Genomic DNA, 21,978 nt, shown 5'->3' with positions numbered 1-21,978 from the left:
TCCCGCACCAGGACCGCTCGTCCACCGGCATGCACGGGACCCCCGCGCGGGGTCCTGCGGCTCACCACAGCAGGGCGGGCACGTACCGTTCCTCGTCCGTGAGAGAACCGTGCTGGCCCACCATGCCCAAGGGCCGGGTGCCCTGACGGGAGACGTCGTAGAGGGCGATCTCCTCCTTCCCCAGGATCCACACGTCGCCCGCCCGGGCGAGCATCCGGGGGTCCGGGTCCGCACCGAAGTAGCCCGCCCGCGCGAGCTCGGTCCGCGTGGCAGTCCACACCGCGTCCCCGAAGTGCTCCTGCCAGCGCTGCGCCACGTCCTCCGCATCCGCGTGGGCGGAGAGGTGCAGCTGCACCGCCCGCGGCTCCCCCGCCGTGTGGCGGACCCCGTCCATCAGATCCGCCTCCCCACTGACATCCAGGCGGTGCTCCGGGCCCACGTCCACCATGCCGTGGTCCGCGGTGAGCAGCACCCGGGTGTTCGCGGGCAGCCGTGTCACGAGACGTTTCAGGGCGGAGTCCAGCTCCTCCAGAGACCGCAGCCACGCGTCGGAGCGCCAGCCCACCCTGTGGCCGGTCTTGTCCAGCTCGTCCCAGTAGAAGTACACCAGCCCCCGGCGCCCCTCCCGCAGCTGCTCGAGGGTGCGGGCCGTCCGGGCGTACACGCCGTCGGCTCCGACGAAGCGCCCGCCCCGAAGCGCCGCCCGGGTGAGTCCGGAGGACTCGAAGCGCGGCGCGCTCACGGTCGCGGTGTCCACGTGCTCCGCGGCGCGCTCCAGGACGGTGGGCACGGGCTGCCAGGCGAGCGGATCGACGTCGGCGGGCCACTGGCCCAGCATGTTGACCACCCGCTCCGTGGCAGGGTCCAGCACGTCGTAGCCGAGCATCCCGTGCGTCCCGGGGGCCGCTCCTGTCCCCAGACAGGACAGGGAGACGGACGTGGTGGAGGGGAACGCGGCGTCGAGCTCCCCGAGGGACTGCGCGGAGCGCAGCGTGGGCGCGTAGCCCTGGACCTCCCGCAGCAGCCGGGAGCCGAGCCCGTCCACGAGCACCACCACGTAGCGGTGCGCGGCCGGCAGGCTCAGCGCGTTGCACGTCCCGGGCACCCCCGTGGCCGCGGCGGCCGAGCTCAGCACGTCCGCGATGCTGCGGGACCCGTAGCGCGGCGGGCGGGGCAGCTCGCGCGCGCTCACGAGGTGCGGCCCGCGTCGCGTCCGCTGTGGCGGTGCCCGAAGCGGCTGCGCGGTGCGGGCGGCTCCGGACGGGACGCCCCCTGGTGCGGGGCCTGGGCGATCTGGGCGCCGGAGTCGGTCAGAGGGGCCACGTTCGCGCGCCGCAGGGTCCGAGCGAACTCGCGCGCACCCTCCACGGCGTCCTGCCCGTCCGCCTCGGAGCTGATGCGCATCACCACGTCCTCGCTCGCGGCGGTGCCCGTGTACCCGTGGTCGGCCTGGCACTCCGGGTCCTCGCACATGGCCGGGTACAGCTCGAGCTGCTGCGTCCCGGTCCAGCTCACCGCGAGGTTCAGCTCCATGATCGGTGTGCCCGGCTGGTAGTTCTGGGGCTGGTGGTACGCGTAGCTCAGCGTCACGGAGCGGATCTGGGAGATGGGCACGGTCTCCGAGGACACGCGCGCCACGGTGTCCGCGCCGTTCTCGTCCAGCTGCTGGTCGTCCACGTGGGTGATGTGCAGGACGTCCTCCGCCAGGACCAGCGCCGTGATGTGGCGGTGCAGCTCCGTGTTGGTGAAGTGGGTCTCCAGCTGCACGAGGTGGGACGCCGGCCGCCTGCCGTCGAGGGAGTCCATGACCACGTCCGTGACGAGCTGCGGGTAGAACCCCGCCTTCTCGATGTCCTGGACGAGCCGTGAGCCGTCGGGTGCTGAGTAAGTCATGGCGCCATTGTCCTCCACCGGTGGCCCCGCGGCACACCGCGTCATCGCGCGACGCCGCCCCGCGGGCCCCGCGGTGACCCCGCAGCCCCTCAGGGGGTCACGACGCAGGACACCGTGCCGTCCTCGAGCTGCGTGCACTCCGGGGTGACGTCCGTGGTGGCCGCGGGCGGTCCGCCCACGCCGTCCGAGGGGACCCCCGGGGTCTGCGGTGCCCGGGTGGGCTCCGGAGCGGTGTCCGGGCCCTCGGCTCCACCCCAGCGTGCCAGCGCCGGGCCGAGCCACACGTACCCCGCCACCAGCGCGAGCACCGCGAGGGTCACGGTGAGCATCCACCAGGGCCAGCGCGGAGCCCGTGACCGGGTCCCGGGCCCACGACTCCCGGACGGCACAGCGGCACGCGCGCCCACTGGATCTGCCGTCGTCATCCCGTCCGCGGCCCCCGCGGGAGCAGGATCCCCGGAGCTCGCGGTCAGACGGGCCGTCTGCTCGGGCCCCGGTGCCGCGGGCCCCGGTGCCGCGGTGGCACGCCCTCCAGTCTCGGACACCTGCTCCAGCACCGGGGGGCCGGAGGTGTCGATGAGCTCCGTGCTGTCCTCCGCGGGCGGTCCGGCCACGGGCCACCGGGTGGTCGACGCCGGGGTGGCACGCTCCGTGTCGTGGCCACCGTCCCCCACCGGGGAGAAGGGGCGCAGCAGGTCTCCCCCGCGCTCGGTCATCGCGGGGCGCTCCGGAGCGGAGATCGCCTGGCGGTGCACGGCGTGCCACGCAATCGGGGCGTCGGCGGTGCCCCGGGCTCCCGGGGGCAGGCGGGCGGCGTCGGCCACCGGGGACAGCTCACGCTCCGTGGTGGGCTCGAGGACGTCGAAGACCTCGAACGGCTCGCCCTCCGCGGTCTCCGCTGTCCTGTCCGCGCGAGCGGACGCCGTGTCCAGCAGCTGCGCCAGCAGGCGGTCGGCGGCCCGGACACGCTGCTCGGGGTCCGGGTCCAGCAGCCCCGCCACCCCGGTGCGCAGCGCGGGCGAGTCCTCGAAGAGCTCGAGCTCCGCCACGTCCTCGGGGCGCAGCGGGTCCGCGCTGAGGTCCACCTCGGGCAGGACCATGCGCACCGCGGTCACACCCGCGGCGTAGAGGTCCATGCTCCGCGAGGGGTTGCCCGGCGCGTAGGCCTCCGAGGGCAGGTACCCGGGGGTTCCCACCACCGTGCCGGTGTGGGTCAGGCGTGCGTCGTCGAGACGGACCGCGATGCCGAAGTCCGCGAGCCGGGCGACAGGGAGCCGAGAACCCGTGGGTTCGAGCAGCACGTTGGCGGGCTTCACATCGCGGTGCACCCATCCGCGGGTGTGCACGAACCGCAGGGCCTCCAGCAGCTGGCACACGAACTCCTCCGCCAGCCAGTCCGCCACCGCGCCGTTGTCCTGCAGCGCGGCCTCCAGGGTTCCGCCGGAGACGAGTTCCATGGCGATCGCCACGTGCTCGTCCTCCGCCGCCCAGCCGTAGGGCGCGACCACGTGCGGGTGGTCCAGGTTCACGGACTGCTCGCGCACGAAGCGCAGCAGGTCCGCGGAGTCCCGCTGCCGCAGCACCTTGGCCGCGCACTCCGTGCCCAGCCGCAGGTCGTGGGCGCGCCACACGGCACCGCTGCCGCCCTCCGCAATGGGCGTCAGCAGCTCGAAACGGCCGGCGATCGTGTCCCGCACTGTCGGGCCGCGCTTATCCCAGCATCGCGCGGCGGGCGCTGTCCGTGCGCTGACCCGGGTCCCCGATCTTGACGACGGCCGAGAGCACGGTCAGCACCGGTCCGGAGAGCACCACGGGGTTCAGCTCCAGGAACGCGATCTGCGGGAAGCGGTCCTTGAGGAATGCCGCCCTGTTCACCAGCTGCTCGAGCCCGGTGGTGTCCACCGGCGGGACCCCCTGGTACCCGAAAAGCTTGCGCGCGGCCTTGGGGGCCCGCACCATCCGGGTGATGTCCCGGTCGGTGAGCGGCGGGACGCGGTGTGCCCAGTCGTCCAGCAGGTTCACGGCGTCGCCGGTCATGCCGAAGGACAGCACGGGTCCGATCAGAGGGTCCTCGGCGGCCCGCAGCACCACGGTCTGACCCGTGGGCGCCATGGACTGGACCTCGAAGTCGGTCACGTTCCACCCGGCCAGGGTGCGCTTCATGGTCTCGATCGCCGCGCGCAGCTGGTCCGAGTCCTGGATGTTGAGCACCACACCGCCCAGGTCCAGCCGGTGGCGCAGGAACGGGTCCGTGGTCTTCAGTGCCACCGGGTACCCCAGGCGCTCGGCGGCGGCCGGGCCGTCCTCCGGGTCGTTGAAGCGCACGGACTCCAGCACCCGGATGCCCGCGTGCCCGAGCAGCTCGTTGCGCTCGGCCGTGCTCAGCTCGTAGAGCTCGTCCCCGGTGACCTTCTCCCGCAGCCGGTCGAGCACCGACTCCACGGCCTCGACGTCGAAGTCCTCGGGCACCGTGACCACGCCCTGGTCCTGCGAGCGCCACGTGGTGTAGTCGATCACCTGCGCGAGCGCGTGCATCGCGGTGCCCGGCGAGTCGAAGCACGGCAGGGCGGCGTCGTCCGCGGTGCGCACCGATGCCGTGAGGCTGTCCGGGCCGTGCTGGCCGGTGAACACGGCCACCGTGGTGCGTCCCGCACCGCGTGCCGCGAGCGCCACGTCCCGGGCGAGCTCGTCCCGGTCCAGGCCCTGCGCGGGCATGAGCACGAGCACCACGCTGTCCACGTCCTGGGACGCCAGCTGCTCGCGGGCGGCCTCGAGGACGGCGCGGTGGGCGGCCTCCCCGCCCTGGGTGGTGTCCACGGAGCCGTTGACCACCACCGGCTCGAGGTCCAGCCGCAGCGCCGTGTCCTCGGTGAGCTGGGCGAGCGCGAGGGCGTTGGAGACCACGGCGATCCGGCGGGATCCGGGCAGCGGCTGGCTCTCCGCGATCGCGGCGATGTCCAGCAGCTGCTCCGCGGTGGTGGCCCGGATGACCCCCGCCTGGCGGAACATGGCGTCCAGGGCGCCCGGCGGGGCCTGGGTCACGCGCCCGGTGTGTCCCGGGGGCAGCCGCAGCCCGGTGACCTCGGACTTGGCCACGATCACGGGCTTGGACAGCGAGAGCCGGCGCGCGATGCGCGAGAACTTGCGCGGGTTGCCCACGGACTGCAGGTAGAGCCCGCACACCGTGGTCCCGGGATCGTCCTCCCAGTGCTGCATGAGGTCGTTGCCGGAGACATCCGCGCGGTTGCCCGCCGACAGGTAGCTGGACAGCCCCACCCCGTGGCGCAGCGCCGCGCCGTAGAGCATGGTGCCCACGGCCCCGGACTGGGAGAACAGGCCCAGCCCACCGCGCCGCGGCATCTGCTCCAGCACGGAGGCGTTGAGCGAGACCGCAGGGTCGGTGTTCATGAGCCCCAGGCTGGCAGGCCCCACCACGCGCATGCCCGCCGCGCGGGCGATCCGCACGAGCCGGCGCTGGGCCAGTGCACCCTCCACACCGTCCTCGGCGTAGCCGCCCGTCATCACGACGACGGCGCGCACGCCCGCTCGGCCGCAGTCCGTCACCGCCTCCTCCACGGCGTCCCGGGGCACGGCGATCACGGCCAGGTCCACGGGGTCGGGGATCTCCGAGAGGGCCGGAACGAAGGTGAGCCCCTCGCGCTCGAACGGGGAGTGGCCCACGCCGTACAGGGTTCCGGTGAACCCGCCCGCGAGGATGCTCTCGACCGCGTGGTGACCAGCGTGCTCCTCGTGGGCGGAGGCCCCGATCACGGCCACCGTGGCCGGTGTGAGCAGGTCCTGCACGGAGCGGGCCTCGGCACGGTGCTCGCGGGCGGCCATGACCGCCAGGGACTTCTCGGTGGGGTCGATGTCGAACTCCACGACCACCACGCCGTCCTCGAACTGGCGGGAGACGTCGTAGCCGGCCTCCACGAACACGTGCAGCATCTTGCGGTTCTCGGGCAGCACCTCCGCGGTGAAGCGGTTGATGCCGTTCTCCCGGGCCGCCGCGGCCAGGTGCTCCAGGAGGATGGAGCCGATGCCCCGGCCCTGGTGGTGGTCCGAGATCATGAACGCCACCTCCGCCGCTCGCGGCGAGGTGCGGTCGTAGCGGCCCACGCCGATGAGCTTGTCCCCCAGGATCAGCACGAAGCACACGCGGTCCCGGTGGTCCACCGTGGTGAAGCGCTCCAGCTCCCGCTGGGACAGCTTGGGCTTGTAGGAGAAGAAGCGCAGGTAGATGCTGTCCTGGGACTGCGAGGAGTGCATCTGCTGCAGCAGCTCCTGGTCCTGCGGGCTGATGGGGCGCAGGTGCGCGGTGGCGCCGTCCCGCAGGATGACGTCCGCCTCCCAGTACTCGGGGTAGGCCTGCTGCTGCGGAGTCTCGTCGAGGGAACCCATAGACTTCAGACTAGCCAACCGTCTGCCCCTGACACAGGAGCACGCACCGAATCCAAGGAGTTGCCGCTCGATGGCTCGTCGCCGCTCAGCCACCCGTTCCCCCCAGGACGACCTCCCCGAGGACTTCGTCGAGCACATCGTGGACGTGGACGTCACCCAGGAGATGGAGACCAGCTTCCTCGAGTACTCCTACTCGGTGATCTACTCCCGCGCCCTGCCGGACGCCCGGGACGGCCTCAAGCCCGTGCAGCGGCGGATCCTGTTCATGATGGACCAGATGGGGCTGCGCCCGGACCGCGGCCACGTCAAGAGCGCGCGCGTGGTGGGCGAGGTCATGGGCAAGCTGCACCCCCACGGTGACGCCGCGATCTACGACGCGATGGTCCGCATGGCGCAGTCCTTCGCCATGCGCGTGCCCCTGGTGGACGGCCACGGCAACTTCGGCTCGCTCGACGACGGTCCGGCCGCCCCGCGCTACACGGAGGCCCGCATGGCCCCGGCGGCCCGGACGCTCACCGGGGACCTGGACGAGGACGTCGTGGACTTCGTGCCCAACTACGACAACCAGTTCCAGCAGCCCGCCGTGCTCCCGGCCGCGTACCCCAACCTGCTGGTCAACGGCGCCACGGGCATCGCGGTGGGCATGGCCACCAACATGGCCCCGCACAACATGCGGGAGGTCGCGGCCGGTGCCCGCCACCTGGTCCTGAACCCCGAGGCCACCCTGGAGGAGCTCATGAAGCTCATCCCCGGCCCGGACCTGCCCTCGGGCGGGCGGATCGTGGGGCTCGAGGGCATCCGGGACGCGTACCGCACCGGGCGCGGCTCCTTCCGCACCCGCGCCACGGTCTCGATCGAGCAGGTCTCCCCGCGCAAGCAGGGCATCGTGGTCACCGAGCTGCCCTACATGGTGGGTCCTGAGAAGGTCACCGAGAAGATCAAGGACGCCGTCCAGGCCAAGAAGCTCACCGGCATCTCGGACGTGGTGGACCTCACGGACCGCACCAACGGGCTGCGGCTCGTGATCGAGGTCAAGAACGGTTTCAACCCCCAGGCGGTGCTCGCCCAGCTCTACAAGCACACGCCGCTGGAGGAGTCTTTCGGGATCAACAACGTGGCCCTGGTGGACGGCCAGCCGCGGACCATGGGCCTGCTGGAGCTGCTGCGCGTCTACACGGACCACCGGATCGCCGTGGTGCGCCGACGCACCGCGTTCCGCCTGGCCAAGCGCCAGGACCGGCTGCACCTGGTCGAGGGTCTGCTGATCGCGATCGTGGACATCGACGAGGTCATCCAGATCATCCGCGGCTCCGAGGAGACCGCCGAGGCCCGGGACCGGCTGATCGCGGTCTTCGACCTCTCCCGGGCCCAGGCGGAGCACATCCTGGAGCTGCGGCTGCGCCAGCTCACCAAGTTCTCCCGGATCGAGCTCGAGGCCGAGCGCGACCAGCTGCAGCGGGAGATCGCGGAGCTCGAGGCAGTCCTGGGCTCGGAGACCACGCTGCGCGGCGTCGTCGCCGACGAGCTGTCCGAGACCGCCCAGAAGTTCGGGGACGAGCGCCGCACCGTGCTGCTCGAGGCGGAGGACCTGCCCGCCGTGACCGCGGCACAGACCGGCGGGAAGAAGGCGGTCACGTCCGTGGCCCTGGAGATCAGCGACGACCCGTGCTGGGCGTTCCTCTCCACCACCGGGCGGATCGCCCGCAGCGCCGCGCGCACTCCCCTGGCGGACGGCTCGCGCCGCTTCAAGCACGACGCGCTCACGAGCGTGGTCCCCGCGACGGCTCGCGGCGAGATCGCCGCCGTGACGTCAACTGGCCGGATGCTGCGTGTCTCGTGCGTGGACATCCCCGTCCTGCAGGACTTCGACGGCGTGCCCCGCCTCGCGGACGGTGTGCCCGCCGCGGACTTCCTGGGCCTGGAGAAGAACGAGACGCTCGTGGGCCTGGCGCCCCTCACGGAGGTCGTGGGGATCGGCACGGCCGCGGGCGTGGTCAAGCGCGTGAACCCCGACTACCCGCTGAACCTGGACCAGTGGCCCGCGATCAAGCTCAAGGACGGGGACCGCGTGGTGGGGGTGGGTGCCGCGCCGGACGCCGCCGAGCTCGTGATGGTCTCCTCCGACGCCAAGCTGCTGCACTTCCCCGCCTCCGCCGTGCGCCCGCAGGGCCGCACCGCCGGTGGCGTGGCCGGGATGAAGCTCGCCGCCGGTGAGCACGTGATCTTCTGCGGGGCGGTGATCCCGCAGGAGTCCACCGTGGTGGTCACGCAGGCCCGCGGGGACGGTCAGCTGCCGGAGATGGGAGAGGCCTCCGTCAAGGTCACCCCCCTGAGCGAGTTCCCGCCCAAGGGTCGTGCCACCGCGGGTGTGCGCGCGCAACGGCTGCTCGCCGGGGAGGACGCGCTGAACCTCGCGTGGGTGGGCCACGGACCGGGCAAGGCCGTGTCCGCCGCAGGGGTCGCGCGGAGCCTGCCCACCGAGTACGGCCGCCGGGACGGCTCCGGGGTGGGCATCGACCGGGCCGTGGCCGCCGTGGGTCCCGCGCTCACGGGGCTGCCGGTGGAGGTTCCCACCGCCGGGAGCGCGTCCCGAGAGGATGCGGACACCGCGTCAGCGGAGGGCTGAGACGTCGCGGTCCGCGTCCGGGGCCGCAGGCCCTGTCATGCGGGACCGGCGGTCACGTCACCGCTGACGCGACCTGGCGGCGTCGTGCTCCCCGCCGCACTGACGCATCCCGTGGTCGTCCCCCTGCGGCGCGCGGCCCGGATCAGGCGTCGATCTGCTCCTGGTTCAGGTGCGAGGCGCCGGCCACGATGAAGTCCTTGCGGGGCGCCACCTGCGAGCCCATGAGCAGGGAGAACGCGCGCTCGGCGGCCTCCGCGTCCGCCACCCGCACCCGGCGCAGCACGCGGTGGCGGATGTCCATGGTGGTCTCCGCGAGCTGGTCGGCGTCCATCTCACCCAGACCCTTGTAGCGCTGGATGGGCTCCTTGTAGCGCCGCCCCTGCTCCTCGAGGCTGCCCAGCAGGGTGTCCAGCTCGCGCTCCGAGTACGTGTAGACCATCTCGTTGGCCTTGGAACCGGGGTTCACGATCTGCACCCGGTGCAGCGGCGGCACTGCGGCGTAGACGCGGCCGGCCTCCACGAGGGGGCGCATGTAACGGTAGAACAGGGTGAGCAGCAGCGTGCGGATGTGGGCGCCGTCCACGTCCGCGTCCGTCATCATGATGACCTTGCCGTAGCGCGCAGCGTCCAGGTCGAAGCTGCGCCCCGAGCCCGCGCCGATCACCTGGATCAGCGCGGCGCACTCGGCGTTGGCCAGCATGTCCGTGATGGAGGCCTTCTGCACGTTGAGGATCTTGCCGCGGATGGGCAGCAGCGCCTGGTGGTTCGAGTTGCGCGCCAGCCGGGCCGTGCCCAGCGCGGAGTCACCCTCCACGATGAACAGCTCCGAGCGGGCCACGTCCGCGGAGCGGCACTCCACGAGCTTGGTGGGCATGGACGAGGTCTCCAGGGCGTTCTTGCGCCGCTGGGTCTCCTTGTGCACCCGCGCCGAGATGCGGGACTTCATCTCCGCCACGACCTTCTCGAGCAGCTGGCCCGCCTGGGCCTTGTCGTCGCGCTTCTTCGACGTCAGCTGCCTGGTGAGCTCCGCCTCCACGACCTTGGCGACGATCTGGCGCACGGCGGGGGTGCCCAGCACCTCCTTGGTCTGGCCCTCGAACTGCGGCTCGGCCAGGCGCACGGTGAGCACGGCCGTGAGACCGGCGAGGACGTCGTCCTTCTCGAGCTTGTCGTTGCCGGCCTTGAGCTTGCGGGAGTTCACGTCCACCTGCTTGCGCAGCGTCTTGAGCAGGGCGTTCTCGAAACCGCTCAGGTGCGTGCCGCCCTTGGGGGTCGCGATGATGTTGACGAACGAGCGCACCGTGGTGTCGTACCCCACGCCCCAGCGCAGGGCGACGTCCACCTCGCACGTGCGCTCCACGTCCTGCAGCTGCGCGTGCCCGGAGTCGTCCAGCACCGGCACGCGCTCGGTGAACGAGCCCTGGCCCTGCAGCCGCCACACGTCCGTCACCGGGGCGTCCGCCGCGAGGAACTCCGCGAACTCGGAGATTCCACCGTCGTACTGGAAGACCTCCTCCACCGGCCCGTCGGCTCCCGGGGTGCCGGGCAGACGGCGCTCGTCGGTGACGGTGATCCGCAGTCCAGGGATGAGGAACGCCGTCTGGCGGGCACGGCGCACCAGGTCCTCCGTGGAGAACTTCGCATCCGGCGTGAAGATCTGGTCGTCCGCCCAGTATCGGATCCGGGTGCCCGTGACACCCCGCTTGGCCTTGCCCACCACCTGCAGGTGCGAGTCCGTGGTGAACGGCTCGAACGGCGCGTTCGGGGAGGGCGCACCCTTGTCCGTGAACGTTCCGGGCTCACCGCGCTTGAAGGACATCTGGTACGTCTTGCCGCCGCGGTCCACCTGCACGTCCAGGCGCGCGGACAGGGCGTTGACCACCGAGGCTCCCACACCGTGCAGACCGCCCGACGCGGAGTACGAGCCCCCGCCGAACTTGCCGCCCGCGTGCAGCTTGGTGAACACCACCTCCACCCCGGTCAGTCCGGTGCGGGGCTCGGTGTCGATGGGGATGCCGCGGCCGTCGTCGTGGACCTCCACGGAGCCGTCCTTGTGCAGGAACAGCGCGATGTCCTGCCCGTAGCCCGCCAGCGCTTCGTCCACCGAGTTGTCGATGATCTCCCACAGGCAGTGCATCAGTCCGCGGGAGTCCGTGGAGCCGATGTACATGCCCGGGCGCTTGCGCACCGCTTCCAGTCCCTCCAGCACGGAGAGGTGGCGGGCGTTGTATTCGGATCGAGACGGTGTCACGAGCTTCTTCCGGGGTCGGGGGGCCGCGAGGGCGTTGGGGACCTCATCACTCTAGACGGCGCCCCGGTTTTGTGCGCGGTGGGCGAAACATCGGCCACGCGGGAAGCAATGGCCGCGCGCGTGAGTTGTACTGGGACGTGCGATCCAGCTGATCGAGCCGACATCGCGCTGCGGTGCGCACACGCGTGCCCGCCGCATTCCACACCTGTGAGGAGGATCCCATGAACGCGACACTCGAAGCGCGTGAACTGAATGCGACCCACCGCTGCGATGCCTGCGGCGCGCAGGCCTACGTCCGCGTGGTCCTCGAATCCACCGGCGGCGAGCTGCTGTTCTGCGCCCACCACGCCCGGGTCAACGAGGACAAGCTGCGTCCCCTGGCCGCCACGTGGCAGGACGAGACCGAGCACATCGGGGCCTGAGTCACCCACCGCGCCACGGCGGCAGAGACCGACCGGGGCTGCGCAGTAGATGGCATGAGACGAGGCGCGCACCGTGCGGTGCGCGCCTCGTCTCGTCCCACGGTCCCGTGAGGATCAGATGGCCGTGGGCTTGCGGCCCCAGAAGATCACGTTGGTCCCCAGGTACCGGCTCTCGGAGCCCACGTCCTCGAACCCGGCCTCCCGCAGCTGCCGTTCCACCTCGGCGGGCGGGACGAACCCCAGCGTCGAGGACTTGAGGTAGCTGTACGCGCTGCGGTCCCGGGCCACGATCTGACCGAGCAGCGGAAGCACCACACTCATGCCCACGGAGACCGCGAGCTTGAGCAGCCCGCGCGGCGGGGCCGTCTCCAGCACCACCACCCGGCCACCGGGCCTGAGCACACGGAACTGCTCGCGCAGCACCCTGGGGACATCACTGACGTTGCGCAGCAGGTATCCGTGCGTCACGGCGTCGAACGACGCGTCCTCGTACCGCAGCTCGTGGGCGTCCGCGAACTCCCACGTGACCGAGTCCGCGCCCGGCTTGGTGCGGGCCTCGGCCAGCATGTTCTCGGAGAAGTCCACCCCCACCACCTCCGCTCGCGGTTCACGACGCCGCACGGCCAGGGCGATCTCACCGGTGCCCGTAGCGATGTCCAGCAGTCTCCCGCGCGGCGGCACCTGTGCCCGCCGGGCCACCTCGCGGCACCAGCGGGCGTGACCGCCCAGGGTCATGAGCGCGTTGATGCGGTCGTACTCCACATTGATGCGGTTGAAGATGCCCTGCACCTGCGCGTCGCGCGCGGTCATCTCGTGCCCTTCTGCCGGGCCGTGCGCCGGCATCAGTCCAGGTAGTCCCGCAGCACCTGCGAGCGGGACGGGTGGCGCAGCTTGGACATGGTCTTGGACTCTATCTGGCGGATCCGCTCACGAGTGACGCCGTAGACCTTGCCGATCTCGTCCAGGGTCTTGGGCTGACCGTCGGTGAGACCGAAGCGCATGGCCACCACGCCGGCCTCCCGCTCGGACAGGGTGTCCAGCACGGAGTGCAGCTGCTCCTGCAGCAGGGTGAAGGACACGGCGTCCGCGGGGACCACGGCCTCGGAGTCCTCGATGAGATCCCCGAACTCGGAGTCGCCGTCCTCGCCCAGGGGGGTGTGCAGGGAGATGGGCTCACGGCCGTACTTCTGCACCTCCACGACCTTCTCGGGGGTCATGTCCAGCTCGTTGGCGAGCTCCTCCGGGGTGGGCTCGCGGCCGAGGTCCTGCAGCATCTGGCGCTGCACGCGGGCCAGCTTGTTGATGACCTCCACCATGTGCACCGGGATGCGGATGGTGCGGGCCTGGTCCGCCATGGCGCGGGTGATGGCCTGGCGGATCCACCACGTGGCGTACGTAGAGAACTTGAAGCCCTTGGTGTAGTCGAACTTCTCGACCGCGCGGATGAGGCCCAGGTTGCCCTCCTGGATGAGGTCCAGGAACAGCATGCCGCGGCCGGTGTAGCGCTTGGCCAGGGACACCACGAGCCGGAGGTTCGCCTCCAGGAGGTGGTTCTTGGCGCGGCGGCCGTCGTGGATCACCCAGCGGTAGGCGCGGCGGGTGTCGGCATCCATGGAGTCGGCCTCGTCCGCGAACTTGTGCTCGGCGTAGAGCCCGGCCTCGATCCGCAGCGCGAGGTCCACCTCCTGCTCCGCGTTCAGCAGCGCGACCTTGCCGATCTGCTTGAGGTAGTCCTTGACGGGGTCTGCGGTGGCTCCGGCGACGACCACCTGCTGCGCCGGGGCGTCGTCGTCGTCGTTGCTGGTCAGCACGAAGCCGCGGGCGCTGCGGTCCTGGCGCCCCTTCATGAGCTGCGCGGACTCCTCCACCGACGCCTGCTGGGACTCCTGGGCGTCGTCGTCCTCGGCGTCGTCCTGGAGGTCCTCCGTCACGATCTCGTCCTCGGCGAGCGCCTCGTCCACGGGGTCGGCCTTCTTGCGGCCGCGCCCGGTGCCGGTGCTCGTGGGCGCGGCCTTGGCCGCACTCTTGCGGGGTGTCGCCGTGGTGCCGGGCTTGTCCTCCGCGGAGGCCTTGACCGCGGCTTCCGCAGCCTTGGTGGTGCCCGCGGCCGTGGTGGTGCCCGTGGACTTGGCGGTGCCCGTTGTCCGCGTGCCAGTGCTCTTGGTGGCGGCCGTCTTCTTGGCCGCGGTCTTCTTGGGTGCAGCCGTCTTGCGGGCTGCCGTCCTGGTCCCCGCAGTCTTCGCGGTGGAAGCCGTCGTGGTCGAGGCCTCCGCGGTGGCCGCCGTCTGCTCTGCAGCGTCCGACGCCGCGGTCGCGGTGGTGCTCGCCGTGCGCGACGAGGCCGCCGTGGTCTTCTTGGCGGCGGTGCTCTTGCGGGCCACGGTCTTCTTCGCGGCCGTGGTCTTGGCCGCGGTCGTCTTCTTGGCCGCCGTGGTCTTCTTGGCGGGGGCCTTCTTCGCGGCGCCGCTCGTGCTCGCGCCGCTCTGGGAGGCCGACGCCGCCGAGGCGGTCTCCGCCGCGGGGGCCTGCGAGGCGGACGCGGTCTTGCTGGCAGCTGGTGACACGGAAAACCTTTCGTTGGACAGATCTTCGGACGCGTACCACGCGGGTGGCCAACACGCCTATGACCCTGTCAAGTCCGGTGCGGTGACAGGAATGTCCGACCGGGACTCTGAGGGTCCTACTCCCGGCAACGCCACACCCCCGCAGATTGTTCCCACCCCCGGGGAGAAAGTTTTCCGCGCGGCTGCTCCGGCCCACGCACCGAACCATGGCGGTCCCCCGCCGGCCACGCACGACGACGCCCGACCCCACCCGGGGTCCGTGCCCTCAGCCGCGGCTCCAGTGGTGGCGCCCCGGCCACGCCGTGGCCCGGCTCGAGCACCACCACGGTGTGGGAAGCGTGCTCAGGCGGCGCCGGACGTCGCTCACGGCGTGGCGCCCAGCCCCCGGAGCACTGCCCTCGTGGCAGTGTCCCTCCAGCAGGCGAGCGGCCGTGAGGGACCGCCCACGGTAGTGCTCCAGCTGAGCCAGAACGGCGACCACCGTGGTGCGTGCCTCCCACCCACGGTCCTCATCCCCGGCCTTGGCCGCCAGCACCGCGTCGAGCACCTGGAGCACCCTGTGGGCGCTGTCCACGGAGTCCCAGTGCGGTGGTCCGTCCCACTCCCCGGACACCGCGGCGATGCACCGCAGTGCCTCGTCGATGGTGTCCGCGTCGGGATCCAGCTGCCCCGGGGCACACCCCTCCAGGCGCCGCGACGCCGCATGCAGCCCCACCAGCGCGGCCGCCGCGCGCTCTGGGTTGCCGGTGAGCCACATGTAGAGCAGTGCGTCCCGGCTGAGATCGTCCCCCAGGTCGTCCAGCAGCCGGAGGAGTTCGCGGTCAGGCCACGCGAGGACTTCCGCCACCCAGCGGTTCCGGTTCCTTCCCACCCGGTGCCCGGCGGCCGACCAGGCAGCGAGCCGCGCCCTGGCCTGGCCCACCGTGAGGTCGTGGGACGAGGTGGACCGTGGGGGCCGCGCGGCGGCGTGCCGGTCCGCCGTCTCCCGGGGGTTGCGCTCCGCGCAGCGCCGGAGCGCCTCGCGCAGGTGCGCTCCTCTCTCCTGCACGCAGGACCGCCACACGGGGTCGTCGCGCAGGAGCGGTGGTTCCGCTCCACTGCCCTCGGCCACGAGCTGGGCGTTCACGGGGCTGTCCCGGATCAGCCGGACCGACAGCGCCCGCTCCGGCTCGTCGGCGTCCCACCAGTGGGTGGGCCCCACCACGAGCTGCCGCAGCATCTCGAATCCCGTGAGGTCCAGAATTCTCCGCCACCGTGCGAGGGCCCCGGAGGCCTCGGTCACCGCGTCCCCTGTCTCCGTGGCGCAGTAGACCACCACCACCAGCTCACCGCGGTGCGGCGTGCCCGCGAGGAGTCCCGCCAGGTCCTCGGCCACCGCAGGCAGGTCCGCTCGGGAATCCGGGGTGTCGAGGCTGAGGCACAGGGCGTGCCCATCCCTCACGGGAAGGAACAGCACGGTGCCGTCGCAGGGGCTGTGTCCCAGCTGGTGGGGAATCAGCGCGAGCAGGTCCTCGCAGCGGCGGACGGTCACGGTCGGGGTCGATTCAGGAGCCACGGTCATGCCCCCACGGTGCCCCGGGGTACGAACGGCCGCGTGGCCGCGGCGTCGAACGGGGAGGGCCGGGGCCGCAGGCGCACCGGGACCACCGTGGTGCAGTGCGCTCACCGCGGCACGCACCCGGCACCGCCCGCCGCGGGCGCGCCCGCCGCGAAGGGCGTCAGACCGCGTCAGACCGCATCGGGTCCGTGGAGGCGACGGACCTGGCGGCTGCACCGCAGGATGGCCAGCGTGCCCACGAGCGCCACGAGTCCCTGGGCGGCGATCGCGGGACGGAACGCCTCGCCGTCGTAGAGGGTGGACGAGATCCCGGCTCCGTAGAGCAGGTCCAGCACCAGCCCGGTGACCCAGATGGCGAGCAGGGACGCCGCGAAGCCCCCCACGTTGGCGAGTCCCGTGGCCGTGCCGCTGACCCGGGGAGGGCTGAACGAGCGCACGATGTCGAACGCGATCATGGAGGCGGGAAGGGAGAGGGCTATCAGGCACACACCCCCGTAGACCACGGCCAGCGGAGCCCTGCCCGGCCACAGCAGCAGGACCGCCCAGCCGGACCAGCTGACCGCGCAGCAGGCCAGCACCAGCCTGGAGCGGTGGTGGGCGAAGCGCGCGCTCAGCCTGCCGATCACGGGCGCCACCACCACGTTGAAGACCACGTACACCGTCATCACGGCAGAGGCCTGCCCCGGGTCCAGCCCCTGGGCGTTCTGCAGGTACGGGTAGGCCCACATCAGCGCGAACGTGTTGCCCGCGAACTGGACCGTGAAGTGCACCCAGAAGCCCAGGCGCGTCCCCGGTTCACGCAGCGCCAGGCCCATGGACGCGCGCACCGCGGAGAACGAGATGCTGTCGCTGAGCTCCCGCGCGCCGGGCGGGTGGTTGCGCAGCAGCAGTCCGGACAGCACCGCGGCGAGCATGGCGATCCCCGCCATCACCACGAACGAGGGCACCCACCCGGCGGCGTGCAACAGCACGGCGAAGGGCAGCACGGAGAACAGCTGCCCCAGGTTGCCCGTCATGCCCACCACCTGGGAGAGCATCGGGACGCGCAGCGGCGAGAACCACACGGGCAGCAGGCGCATGACGCACACGAACGTGGCCGCGTCCCCGGCGCCCACCAGGACGCGTCCCACCACGCCCTCGGCCACCGACTGCGCCGAGGCCAGCTGCAGCTGCCCCGCGGCCATGGCCACCCCGCCCACGGTGATCAGGATGCGGGGACCGAAGCGGTCCACGAGGACCCCCACGGGAACCTGCAGCACGGCGTAGACCAGCACCTGCATCATGGAGAACAGGGAGAGACCGGAGGCCGCGGTCTGGAAGCGCTCGGCGGCTTCCACGGACGCCACCCCGAAGCTCGTGCGCTGGGCCACGGCGGAGAAGTAGGCGAACATCCCCACCGCCAGGATCAGCCACGCGGTGGGAGAGTCCCTGGACCGGGGCGCACTGGGCGAGGGGGTGCGGGGCATGCTGGAGGGCCTTCCGAGGGCTGTCGTTGCTCTGCCCCCGCGCGCACGGCCCGTGGGCTACTTGTCCTGGTGGCCGTCCGAGTCGTTGCGAGCGGCCAGGAACGCCTCGGCCGCGGCGCCGAGGTCGTCGGCGTCAGGAAGATCGGAGTCGTCGGGCCCGGCGAGGATGGACCGGCGGGCGGACGCGTCCACCACGTCATCGTAGCGCCGTTCCATGCTCTCGATGACGGCCTGCACCTCGGGGGACGAGTTCGCCTGCTCGTCGATCTGGCGGATCACGTCCCGCGAGGCCTCCCGCAGCTCGTCGGTGGGCAGCGTGCGGCCCGTGACCGCGCTGAGGTGCTCGAGAGCCGCCACGGCGGCCTGCGGGAGGTAGGACTCCGCGAGGTACTGGGGGACGTGCACGGACAGACCCACGTGGTCGATCCCGTGCTCCTGGAACCGCAGCTCCAGCAGGTGGGAGGCCGAGGCGCTCACCTCGAAGCTCGGCCGACTCCCGCCCATGCGGGGCAGCAGGTCCGCGCGCGGACCGTGGGCCGTCACGAGGACGGGGCGGGTGTGGGGCACGGGCATCGGGATGCCGTTCACGATTGCCACCAGGGAGACCCGCAACCGCTGGGCGAGCCCCACCACGGCTGCGGCGAAGCGCTCCCACTGGGTGTCCGGCTCCGGACCGGTGAGCAGCAGGAAGTGCCGGTCCAGACCGTCGGTGACGAGGTGCAGGTTCAGCTCGGGAGCCTCCCAGTCCTCGAAGTGGTCCTCCGCGAAGGTCACCCGGGGGCGCCGCGAGCGGTAGTCGTAGAGCTGGTCGAGATCGAAGCGTGCCACCGTCTCGCTCGGCATGGAGTCGAGGACCACTGCCTCGATCTGACCCGCGAGGTGCCCGGCCTCCACGTACCCGGAGAGGGCCACGATCATCGGCAGGCCACGCAGCCGGTCATCACCCAGCAGAGCGGGGTTGCCCAGGTACAGGGCCGTGGGATCCAGCACTTCTCCTCCTAGTGGACACGGGCCGCGGCGCACCCGCAGACCACGGCGCGCGCCCTCGATGGACAGGGAACGCCTCCGGGGTCACAGGGTATTCCCGCCCCGGCGTCCGCAGCCGGATGACTAGGATCGGTGTCACACCGGCGCATCGCGCCCGGGCCCGCGGCCACCTGCACCGCGGCTCCGACCGTTCTCAGCCAGGCGTGGAAGGACATCACAGTGACCACAGCGCAAGAGATCCTCACGACCCACGAGGTGAGCCTCACCGCCGCCACCAAGCCCCTGGGCGACTCCGCCACGGACGCACTCGTGCTGGGCGTCCTCCAGGACGGCACCGTCTCGGTGCCGAGCGACGTGAAGGCGGGAGTCCGGCGTCGTCTGGCGCAGCTCGCCGAGCGGGCGCAGGCCTCGGGCTCTCTGGAGAAGGTCGTCGTGGTCCCCGCACCCGACGACGTCCGCGCCGGTCTCGTGGTCTTCACGGGCCTCGGTGAGGGCCAGGGCCGGGAGCAGCTCGAGAACCTGCGCCTCGCCGCGGGCGCCGCGGTGCGTGCGCTGCAGGGCCGGGCCTCGTCCGCCGTGGTCTCTCTGCCTGTGGACACCGCCGAGCAGGTCCAGGCCGTGGCCGAGGGCGTGGGCCTCGCGGCGTTCGTGTACACCACCCAGAAGACCCGCACCGCAGGGGACAAGGACCGGCCCCTGGAATCCGCCGTGGTGAGCGTCCCGAAGAACCTCGCCAAGGCCGCGAAGCCCGCCGTCGAGCGTGCCCGCCACGTGGCCCGCGCGGTGCGTCTGACCCGCACGCTCGTGGACCTGTCCCCGGACACCGCCACCCCGGAGTTCGTGGCGGACGTGGCCACCACCGCGGCCAAGGGCACCAAGGTCAAGGTGGAGGTGCTCGCGGAGAAGGAGCTGACCCGCGGCGGCTTCGGTGGTCTGCTCGGCGTGGGTCAGGGCTCCGTCAACGGTCCCCGGCTCGTGAAGCTGCGCTGGTCCCCGGCGCGCGCCAAGAAGCACGTCTCCCTGGTGGGCAAGGGCATCACGTTCGACTCGGGCGGACTCTCCCTCAAGCCGCCGGCCTCGATGATGACCATGAAGTCGGACATGGCGGGTGCCGCGGCCGTGCTGAGCACGGTCCTCGCCGCGGCGGCTCTCGAGCTGCCCGTGGCCGTGACCGGCTGGCTGTGCCTCGCGGAGAACCTGCCCTCGGGCTCGGCCACCCGTCCCGGCGACGTCCTGCACATGCACAGCGGCCACACCGTAGAGGTGCTCAACACGGACGCCGAGGGTCGCCTGGTGCTCGCCGACGGCCTGTGGGCGGCCGGCCAGGAGAACCCCGACCTGCTCGTGGACATCGCCACCCTCACCGGCGCGCAGATGGCCGCTCTCGGCGTCCGCACCGCCGGTGTCATGGGTGACGACGCCGCCCGCTCCCTCGTGGTCGACGCCGCCGGTCGCGCGGGCGAGCCCGCGTGGCCCATGCCCCTGCCCGAGCACCTGCGCCCCTCGCTGGACTCCTTCGTGGCGGACCTGAAGAACATGGGCGACAAGCACGGCGGAATGCTCGTGGCCGGCCTGTTCCTGCGCGAGTTCGTGCCGGAGCAGGGTGGACGCAGGCTCCCGTGGGCCCACATCGACATCGCCGGACCGTCCTTCAACGAGTCCCAGCCGTGGGGCTACACCCCCAGGGAGGGGACGGGCTTCGGCGTGCGCACGTTGCTCGAGATCGCGGCCGCCCACGCCGAGTGAGCAGCGCCGCGTGAATTGCGCCACGTCGCGGGGCCCCACCGGGCAGCAATACCTGGTGGGGCCCCGTGGGTGGCGTTAGGCTTGACCCCAACCGTGACCGTCCTCCTCAGACCCTGGATCGGGCCTCGGGCGGACATCCGAATCCAAGAACTCGAACCCCGAGGGAGCCAACGTGGCCGACAACCAATACGACATTCTGGTCCTGGGCGGAGGATCTGCCGGGTACTCCGCCGCTCTGCGCGCGGTGCAGCTGGGCTACTCCGTGGCGTTGATCGAGAAGGAGAAGCTCGGCGGCACGTGCCTGCACTGGGGCTGCATCCCCACCAAGGCGTACCTGCACTCCGCCGAGCTCGCAGAGGGCGCCCGGGAGTCGGAGAAGTACGGCATCAAGGCCACCCTGGAGTCCATCGACATGGGCGCCGTGCGCGACTACAAGAACAAGATCGTGCAGGGCAAGTACAAGGGCCTCACCGGGCTCATGAAGATGCGCAAGGTCGATGTCATCCAGGGCAACGGCAAGCTCACGGGCAAGAACACCATCGATGTGGACGGCACCACGTACACGGGTGAGCACATCATCCTGGCCACCGGATCCGTCTCCAAGACCATGGGTCTGGAGATCGGCGGCCGCGTGATGACCTCCACCGAGGCGCTCGAGATCGACTTCGTGCCCAAGTCCGCGATCGTCCTCGGCGGCGGCGTCATCGGCTGCGAGTTCGCCTCCATGTGGCGCTCGTTCGGTGTGGACGTCACCGTGATCGAGGGCCTGCCCCACCTCGTGGCCAACGAGGATCCCGCGATCATCAAGACGCTCGAGCGCGAGTTCAAGAAGCGCGGCATCAAGTCCAACCTGGGCACCTTCTTCGAGAAGGTCGAGCAGGACGACAACGGCGCCAAGGTGACCCTCGCGGACGGCAAGGAGTTCGAGGCGGAGATCGTGCTCGTGGCCGTGGGCCGCGGTCCCAACACCGCGGACATGGGCTTCGAGGACCAGGGCATCCCCATGGACCGCGGGTTCGTCACCCCGAACGAGCGGCTGCACACGGGCGTGGGCAACATCTACGCGATCGGCGACATCGTTCCCGGCGTGCAGCTGGCGCACCGCGGATACCAGCAGGGCCGCTTCGTGGCCGAGGAGATCGCCGGGCTGAACCCCGTGGTGGTCCCGGACATCAACGTTCCCAAGGTCACCTTCACCGAGCCGGAGATCGCCTCCGTGGGCTACTCGCAGCCCAAGGCCGAGGAGAAGTTCGGCAAGGACAACGTGGAGACCTTCGAGTACAACCTGGCCGGCAACGGCAAGAGCTCGATCCTCGGCACCGGCGGCCTCATCAAGCTCGTACGCGAGAAGGACGGCCCCATCGTGGGCTTCCACGCGATCGGCACCCGCATCAGCGAGCAGATCGGCGAGGGCCAGCTCATGGTCAACTGGGAGGCCTACCCGGAGGACGTCGCGGCGTTCGTCCACGCGCACCCCACGCAGAACGAGGCCATCGGAGAGGCTGCCATGGCACTGGCAGGCTCTCCCCTGCACGGCTGAGCCACGAGCGGGTGCGCGTCCCCGGGGACGCGCACCCGCTTGCTCCTCCCGGTACCGCCCGGGCCCGGACACGTAGAACATTTTTCGAGAAATTCTGTAGAGAGGGACGGACGCGACAATGTCTGAAACCGTTAATCTGCCCGCACTGGGTGAGTCTGTCACCGAAGGAACCGTCACCCGCTGGCTGAAGCAGGTCGGGGACGAGGTCGCGGTGGACGAGGCCCTGGTGGAGGTCTCCACGGACAAGGTGGACACCGAGGTTCCGTCCCCCGTGGCCGGTGTGGTCGAGAAGATCCTCGTGGACGAGGACGAGGACGTCGAGGTCGGCGCCCCTCTCGTCGTGATCGGCGACGGCTCCGGCGGCTCCGACCAGGACTCCGACTCCGGTGCGGACACCGCCGAGGAGTCCGCCTCGCAGGACTCCGCCGATGATTCTGGCGACTCCTCCGAGGAGGCGCAGGAGGCCCCGAAGGCCGACACCAAGCAGGCCTCGGGCAACTCGGTGGAGGTCACCCTCCCCGCGC

General features: G+C 71.5%; 15 protein-coding genes. 5 read left to right on the top strand and 10 right to left on the bottom strand.

Going from position 1 to position 21,978, the window contains the following annotated elements:
* Positions 1–61 precede the first annotated feature (61 nt).
* From HMPREF2833_RS08975 to HMPREF2833_RS08960, 4 genes are all read right to left on the bottom strand, one after another.
* Positions 62–1,192, bottom strand: coding sequence for an alkaline phosphatase family protein (locus HMPREF2833_RS08975; RefSeq protein WP_070637663.1), 1,131 nt, complete (start codon positions 1,190–1,192; stop codon positions 62–64).
* Positions 1,189–1,893, bottom strand: coding sequence for a DUF5998 family protein (locus HMPREF2833_RS08970; RefSeq protein WP_035885321.1), 705 nt, complete (start codon positions 1,891–1,893; stop codon positions 1,189–1,191). The genes HMPREF2833_RS08975 and HMPREF2833_RS08970 overlap by 4 nt, the downstream gene beginning before the upstream one ends.
* Before the next feature lie 89 nt (positions 1,894–1,982).
* On the bottom strand, positions 1,983–3,590 hold the full coding sequence (locus tag HMPREF2833_RS08965) for a serine/threonine-protein kinase (protein ID WP_070637661.1): 1,608 nt from the start codon (positions 3,588–3,590) through the stop codon (positions 1,983–1,985).
* 13 nt (positions 3,591–3,603) lie between these two features.
* Positions 3,604–6,294, bottom strand: coding sequence for a bifunctional acetate--CoA ligase family protein/GNAT family N-acetyltransferase (locus tag HMPREF2833_RS08960; RefSeq protein ID WP_070637659.1), 2,691 nt, complete (start codon positions 6,292–6,294; stop codon positions 3,604–3,606).
* Positions 6,295–6,364: 70 nt separating this feature from the next.
* Between HMPREF2833_RS08960 and HMPREF2833_RS08955 the strand changes: the two genes are divergently transcribed.
* The gene (locus tag HMPREF2833_RS08955; RefSeq protein WP_070637657.1) at positions 6,365–8,920 is read left to right on the top strand and encodes a DNA gyrase/topoisomerase IV subunit A; all 2,556 of its coding nucleotides are present in this window, start codon (positions 6,365–6,367) and stop codon (positions 8,918–8,920) included.
* 142 nt (positions 8,921–9,062) lie between these two features.
* Here the strand turns inward: HMPREF2833_RS08955 and HMPREF2833_RS08950 are convergent, their stop codons facing one another.
* Entirely contained in the window at positions 9,063–11,171 is a 2,109-nt protein-coding gene (locus HMPREF2833_RS08950; protein ID WP_070637655.1) for a DNA gyrase/topoisomerase IV subunit B, read from the bottom strand.
* A gap of 221 nt (positions 11,172–11,392) precedes the next feature.
* On the opposite strand from HMPREF2833_RS08950, the gene HMPREF2833_RS08945 reads away from it, so the two are divergent.
* Positions 11,393–11,593 carry a DUF7455 domain-containing protein gene (locus HMPREF2833_RS08945; RefSeq protein WP_047978633.1) on the top strand — a complete coding sequence of 67 codons (201 nt, stop codon included), beginning with the start codon at positions 11,393–11,395 and terminating at the stop codon, positions 11,591–11,593.
* A 114-nt stretch (positions 11,594–11,707) separates the two neighbouring features.
* Here HMPREF2833_RS08945 and HMPREF2833_RS08940 read toward each other — a convergent pair whose 3' ends face one another.
* The 5 genes from HMPREF2833_RS08940 to HMPREF2833_RS08920 all read right to left on the bottom strand — a co-directional run bounded on the left by HMPREF2833_RS08940 (position 11,708) and on the right by HMPREF2833_RS08920 (position 18,171).
* Entirely contained in the window at positions 11,708–12,403 is a 696-nt protein-coding gene (locus HMPREF2833_RS08940) for a ubiquinone/menaquinone biosynthesis methyltransferase (protein ID WP_070637653.1), read from the bottom strand.
* Between the two features lie 32 nt (positions 12,404–12,435).
* On the bottom strand, positions 12,436–13,974 hold the full coding sequence (locus HMPREF2833_RS08935) for an RNA polymerase sigma factor (protein WP_070638477.1): 1,539 nt from the start codon (positions 13,972–13,974) through the stop codon (positions 12,436–12,438).
* Between the two features lie 448 nt (positions 13,975–14,422).
* Complete coding sequence (locus HMPREF2833_RS08930) at positions 14,423–15,718, bottom strand: hypothetical protein (protein ID WP_141756177.1); 1,296 nt, start codon at positions 15,716–15,718, stop codon at positions 14,423–14,425.
* A 167-nt stretch (positions 15,719–15,885) separates the two neighbouring features.
* Complete coding sequence (locus tag HMPREF2833_RS08925) at positions 15,886–17,181, bottom strand: MFS transporter (RefSeq protein WP_070637649.1); 1,296 nt, start codon at positions 17,179–17,181, stop codon at positions 15,886–15,888.
* Between the two features lie 57 nt (positions 17,182–17,238).
* Complete coding sequence (locus HMPREF2833_RS08920; protein ID WP_039102205.1) at positions 17,239–18,171, bottom strand: proteasome assembly chaperone family protein; 933 nt, start codon at positions 18,169–18,171, stop codon at positions 17,239–17,241.
* 216 nt (positions 18,172–18,387) lie between these two features.
* Between HMPREF2833_RS08920 and HMPREF2833_RS08915 the strand changes: the two genes are divergently transcribed.
* The 3 genes from HMPREF2833_RS08915 to HMPREF2833_RS08905 form a co-directional block, all read left to right on the top strand.
* Positions 18,388–19,914 (top strand): leucyl aminopeptidase, encoded by a 1,527-nt coding sequence (locus HMPREF2833_RS08915; protein ID WP_070637647.1) that lies wholly within the window; start codon positions 18,388–18,390, stop codon positions 19,912–19,914.
* A 172-nt stretch (positions 19,915–20,086) separates the two neighbouring features.
* Positions 20,087–21,454 (top strand): dihydrolipoyl dehydrogenase, encoded by a 1,368-nt coding sequence (gene lpdA / locus HMPREF2833_RS08910; RefSeq protein ID WP_039102207.1) that lies wholly within the window; start codon positions 20,087–20,089, stop codon positions 21,452–21,454.
* A 118-nt stretch (positions 21,455–21,572) separates the two neighbouring features.
* Positions 21,573–21,978 (top strand): biotin/lipoyl-containing protein (locus tag HMPREF2833_RS08905; protein ID WP_305778338.1); only part of this gene is annotated, 406 nt, incomplete at its 3' end.

Source organism: Kocuria sp. HMSC066H03 (genome assembly GCF_001812045.1).
Lineage (GTDB): Bacteria > Actinomycetota > Actinomycetes > Actinomycetales > Micrococcaceae > Kocuria > Kocuria rhizophila.
The sequence above is the reverse complement of the archived record's forward strand: the minus strand, read 5'-3'. Positions and strand labels throughout refer to the sequence as shown.